The 4976-nt window shown below is 72.1% G+C and carries 4 protein-coding genes; all 4 read left to right on the top strand.

Annotation, left to right across the window (positions count from 1 at the left end; all coding sequences use genetic code 11):
* Positions 1–624: 1-acyl-sn-glycerol-3-phosphate acyltransferase (locus tag VF794_RS11630; RefSeq protein ID WP_331109709.1), on the top strand; the 624-nt coding region annotated here is incomplete at its 5' end.
* A gap of 3 nt (positions 625–627) precedes the next feature.
* The gene (locus VF794_RS11625) at positions 628–1608 is read left to right on the top strand and encodes an SDR family oxidoreductase (protein WP_331109708.1); all 981 of its coding nucleotides are present in this window, start codon (positions 628–630) and stop codon (positions 1606–1608) included.
* 71 nt (positions 1609–1679) lie between these two features.
* Complete coding sequence (locus VF794_RS11620) at positions 1680–3917, top strand: mucoidy inhibitor MuiA family protein (protein WP_331109706.1); 2238 nt, start codon at positions 1680–1682, stop codon at positions 3915–3917.
* Positions 3917–4976: mucoidy inhibitor MuiA family protein (locus VF794_RS11615; RefSeq protein WP_331109704.1), on the top strand; the 1060-nt coding region annotated here is incomplete at its 3' end. The genes VF794_RS11620 and VF794_RS11615, both read left to right, overlap by 1 nt.

The raw sequence follows: 4976 nt of genomic DNA, 5'->3' as shown, positions 1-4976 counted from the left end.
GCGCGCGGGAGGGCGATGGTGGTGGGCAACCACTCGGGCGGGGTGGCGGTGGACGGAGCCATGGTCGTCACCTCGTGCTTCCTGGAGATGGAGCCGCCGCGGCTGGCGCAGGGCATGGCGGAGAAGTTCATCAACGCCATTCCGGTGGCCTCCACATGGACTAGCCGCTGCGGCCAGTTCCCCGGCCTGCCCGAGCACGCCATCCGCCTGCTGGAGGAGGATCGGCTGTTGATGATCTTCCCCGAGGGCGCGCGCGGCACCGCGAAGCTCTACCCCCAGCGCTATGACCTGGTGGAGTTCGGCACGGGCTTCATGCGGCTGGCGCTGAAGACGCGTACGCCCATCGTCCCGTTCGGCTTCCTGGGAGGCGGCGCCGCCATCCCCACGGTGGCCAACCTGTATGGCGTGGGCAAGGCGCTCGGGGTGCCCTACGTCCCCGTCACTCCGTACGTGCTCCCGCTCCCGCTCCCCGTTCCGCTGGAGATCCACTACAGCGAGCCGATGCTCTTCGAGGGCACGGGCAACGAGGACGACGCGGTCATCCAGGGCTACGTGGAGCAGGTGAAGGCGCGCATCGCGGACATCATCGATCGGCGCCGTCACGAGCGCTGGGAAGGGCGTTGAGCCATGAGGGTCCTCATCCTCGGCATTTCGGGAGCGGTGGCGCAGCGGGTGGCACTTCAGCTGCGGGCCAAGGGGCACACGGTGGTGGGCATCGACACGCGGCCATGGGAGGACGCGCCCGCGGACATCGAGGTGCACGAGGTGGACCTGCGCAAGCGGCCGGCGGAGGAGGTGTTCCGCACGTTCCGGCCCGAGGCGGTGGTGCACATGGCCACGGTGACGTCGCTGCGCGTGCAGGGCGAGGAGCGCCACCGCATCAACCTGGGCGGCACGCGCACGGTGTTCGAGCACTGTCACACGTACGGGGTGAAGCACGCCGTCTTCGTGGGCCGGCACACCTTCTACGGGGCCGCGCCGGACTCGGCGCTGTACCACACCGAGGACGAGCCCCCGAAGGAGCTGGCCTCCTTCCCGGAGCTGGCGGACCTGGTGGCCGCGGACCTGTACGCCTCGACGGCGCTGTGGCGCAACCCGGAGCTGACCACCTCGGTGCTGCGTGTGAGCTACACGCTGGGCACCTCGGCGCAGGGCACGCTGGCCACCTTCCTGCGCGGCCGGCGCGTGCCCATGGTCGCGGGGTATGATCCGCTCTTCCAGTTCATGCACGAGGAGGACGTGGCCGCCGCCATCGCGCTCACGGTGGAGAAGCGGGTGCGCGGCGTCTTCAACGTCGCGGGACCGCAGCCGCTGCCCCTGTCCGTCATCATCCGCCAGGCGCGGCGCATTCCCGTGCCGCTGCCCATGATGGTGCTGCGCCAGCTCCTCGGTCGCTTCGGGCTGCCGAGGCTGCCGAGTGGGGCGCTCTACCACCTGCAGTACCCCATCGTGGTGGACGCGCGCGCCTTCCGGACCGCCACCGGCTTCACGTACCGCTACGACGAGGTGCGGACCATCCAGGCCTTCCTGGAGGCCCACCCGCCCCCACGCGCGCGCCGGGAGGAATTGTTCGACCGGCTGGAGTCGCTCGGGCTGATGCGGGGATGACGCGCGGGGGCTCGCAGTCCAAGCCCCATCCCGGCTAGCCTCCCGGTGCAATCTCGACCGAGGGGGCTTCGATGCTCGTCGTACCGTCCGTGCTGGATGCGGTCACCGTGCATGCCGAGGGCGCGCTCTGCACGCGCCTGGCCTCGGTGGCTTCCGACAAGGGCAGGCTGCCCCTCCAGGTTCGCATCGAGGGCCTGCCCCTGGGGCTGCGCACGGGCTCGCTCCGGGCCGCCGTGCTCAAGGGCCCCAACGGGCTCCAGGTCCGGGACATCCGCCCCGCCTTCGACGTGCGGCTGCCCCCGGAGACGGACCTCCCCGCCGCGCAGCGCTCGCTGGAGGAGGCCCAGGAGAAGCTCGCCGGCCTCACCGCGGAGCTGGAGCGCGTGCAGCGCGACGTCCAGGCACTCCAGAAGCTCAAGCCCTCCTTCCCCCCGCGCAAGAAGGAAGAGCCGAGCGAGCCCCGCGAGTCGTCGCTCACCGCCATCCTCTCGCTGGCGGGCTTCGTCGACACGGAGCTCGCCGCCCTGCACACCCGGCAGCTCGACCTGGAGCGCCAGCAGCGCGACGCGGTCGATCAGGTGGAGCTGCTCCAGCGACGACTGGAGGAAGGCTCGTCCTCGGTGCGCGGCCAGCGTGCCCAGCTCTACCGGGCGGCCGTCATCTCGCTCTCGGAAGTGGGCGCGGTGGATGAAGACGTGCAGCTCGCGCTCGAATACGCGGTGCACGGGGCCCGCTGGGTGCCGGGCTATGACTTGCGGATGCCCCAGACGCTCGACGGAGGCACGCTGCGCATGCGCGCCTCCATCCTCCAGCGCACCGGCGAGGACTGGAGCAACGTGCGGCTGTCCCTGTCCACCGCGGACCTGGCGCGACGCGCCGAGGTGCCGGAGCTGAAGGCCCTGCGCATCGGGCGACGTCAGCCACCTCCGGCCCGCTCGGGTTGGCGCGAGCCGCCCCCGGGGCTCGACGAGCTGTTCACCGGCTACGACGCGGCCCGTCCCCCCGCTCGCCAGTCTCCGCCCAAGCAGGAGCGCAGCAAGGCGCGCGAGTTCGCCATGCCTCCGCCGTCCGAGCCCGTGCCCCAGGAGGTCTTCGCGGGCGCGCCGCCGCCACCTCCCCGCATGGCCCCGGCTCCGGCCCCCCAGCCGTTTCGCGCCTCCCAGTCCATGCCCGCCCTGGGCGCCGCCGCCCCCGTCGCCAGCGCCCCCATGCCCTCCCGGCCTCCCGCCCCGGGCGCAGCACCCGCGCTCAAGGCCAAGGGGGGTGGGAACATGCTGACCAGGCGCCGCTCCCTCGCGGACGAGGCTCCTGCGGAGATGGACCTGGACGAGGAAGACTCGCTCGACATGCCGAGCGAGAGCGCTGATGGCGCGTACGGAGGCGGCCCCGAGGGACGGCTCCAGCAACCGGCCGGGCTGGAGCCCGTGGGGGACCTGCTCGACTATGGAGGCCTGGAGCTGGGCTCGCCGGACGACCCCTCGCAGCGCGGGCGATTGAAGCCCCAGCCCGAGACCCTGTCCCGGGAGCTGCTGTCGCTGATGGCGGTGCAGGTGCGGGTGGACGTCGTCGCGCTCATGGCGCGGTACGAGCGCACCGTGGCCACCATCCAGAACGCGCAGCCGCCCACCTGGTCCGTGCCTCCCCGCCAGTCCTCGCCGCACTTCGACTACCGCTTCGACGTGGAGCTGCGCGCCGAGGTGCCCTCGGATGGTGTGTGGCACACCGTGCCGGTGTTCTCCGCCCCGGTGGGGCTGAGCGCCGAGCTCGTGTGCGTGCCCTCCATGGAGCCCCGCGCCTTCCGGAGCGTGAAGGTGGAGAACCGCACGCCGCACGCGCTGCTCGCCGGCCCGGTGGACGTGACGCTCGGCGACGAGTTCCTGATGACGTCGCCCCTGCCCACGCTCGCGCCCGGTGCCACGCAGCGGCTGGGCCTGGGCGTCGAGGAATCCCTCAAGGTGTCGCGCAACACGCGCTACGACGAGGCCTCCGGCGGCATGTTCGGCGGTGCCAACGTGCTCACCCACCACGTCAGTATCGAGCTGGCCAACCGCGCCTCGCACCGGGTCACCGTGGAGGTGCTGGAGCGTGTGCCCGCGGTGCCCTCGGCGGAGAAGGACATCAAGGTGGAGGAGCCCGAGGTGAAGCCCGCCTGGAGCAAGCGCGCGCTGTTGCCCGGCGAGACGCCCGTGGAGGGCGAACGGGCCTGGAAGGTGACGCTCCAGCCGGGTGAGACGCAGGCGTTGAACGCGACGTGGGTCGTACGGATTCCCTCGAGCAAGATGCTCGTGGGCGGAAACCGGAGGACGTGATGAGCACCCCCATCCATCTGCCCGTGGTGAAGGTCACCGTCCTCGAGGATCGCGCGCTGGTGGAGCGCCGCGGAGACGTGGTGCTGCCCGCCGGCCCCCAGCGACTGAGCGTGGAGGGGCTCTCGCCGCTCGCGGTGGACCGATCGCTCCAGGCCCAGCTCTCCGGCGGCACCGTGGCGCAGGCCCGCGTGAGCCGTACCTGGAAGGACAAGCCCCGCGTGGGCGCGCGCGAGCGGAAGACGGAGCTGCGCAAGCGCGTGGAGGACCTGGAGGCCGAGTGGAAGCGTGCCCATGCGGACGTGCAGCGGCTCCAGTCCCGGCTGGAGGTGGTGAACGTGGCGCGCGAGGACGTGCTGCGCGCCATCTCCGAGCACTCCGGCGTGGGCCGCGCGAAGCCGGAGTCCTGGCACGAGCAGCTCGAGACGGTGCGCGAGGAGACCACCTCCACCGAGGAGGCGCTGCGCCTGGCGCGCAAGCACGCGGAGGTGACGCGGCTGCGGGTGGTGGAGGCCCAGTCGGCCATCGCCCGGAGCGAGCTGCCCGAGCCCCTGCTCGTCACCGCCGCGGAGCTGGAGGCGAACCACCCGGCGGGAGGAACGGTCTCGCTGCGGGTGACGTACCTGGTGCCTTGCGCCGTGTGGCGGCCGGCGTACCGCGCCACGCTCGCCCCCTCCGAGACGGGCGAGTCGGTGACGCTCGAGTGCGAGGCCGTGGTGTGGCAGTACACCGAGGAGGAGTGGAAGGACGTGGAGCTGTTGTTCTCCACGGCGCGCCCCACCCTGGGGGCCTCGGCGCCGCGGCTGATGGAGGACTGGCTGCGGCTGCGCGACAAGAGCGAGCAGGAGAAGCACACGCTGGAGGTGTCCATGCGCGAGGAGGTCATCCAGACCACCGGCGAGGGCGGCACCAGTCAGGCCGAGGACATGCCGGGCCTGGACGACGGCGGTGAGGCGCTGACGCTGCGGGCGCAGCACCGGGCCACCGTGCCCAGTGATGGCGAGCCCCACCGCGTGCCGCTGTTCCAATTCACCGCCCCAGCGACGTCCGAGCTCATCGGCT

Source organism: Archangium sp., assembly GCF_036389735.1.
Lineage (GTDB): Bacteria > Myxococcota > Myxococcia > Myxococcales > Myxococcaceae > Archangium.
The sequence above is the reverse complement of the archived record's forward strand: the minus strand, read 5'-3'. Positions and strand labels throughout refer to the sequence as shown.

Excerpts from the sequence above, each read along its gene's own strand:
- VF794_RS11620 (WP_331109706.1), top strand. The coding sequence starts at position 1,680 with ATGCTCGTCGTACCGTCCGTGCTGGATGCGGTCACCGTGCATGCCGAG.
- VF794_RS11625 (WP_331109708.1), top strand. The coding sequence starts at position 628 with ATGAGGGTCCTCATCCTCGGCATTTCGGGAGCGGTGGCGCAGCGGGTG.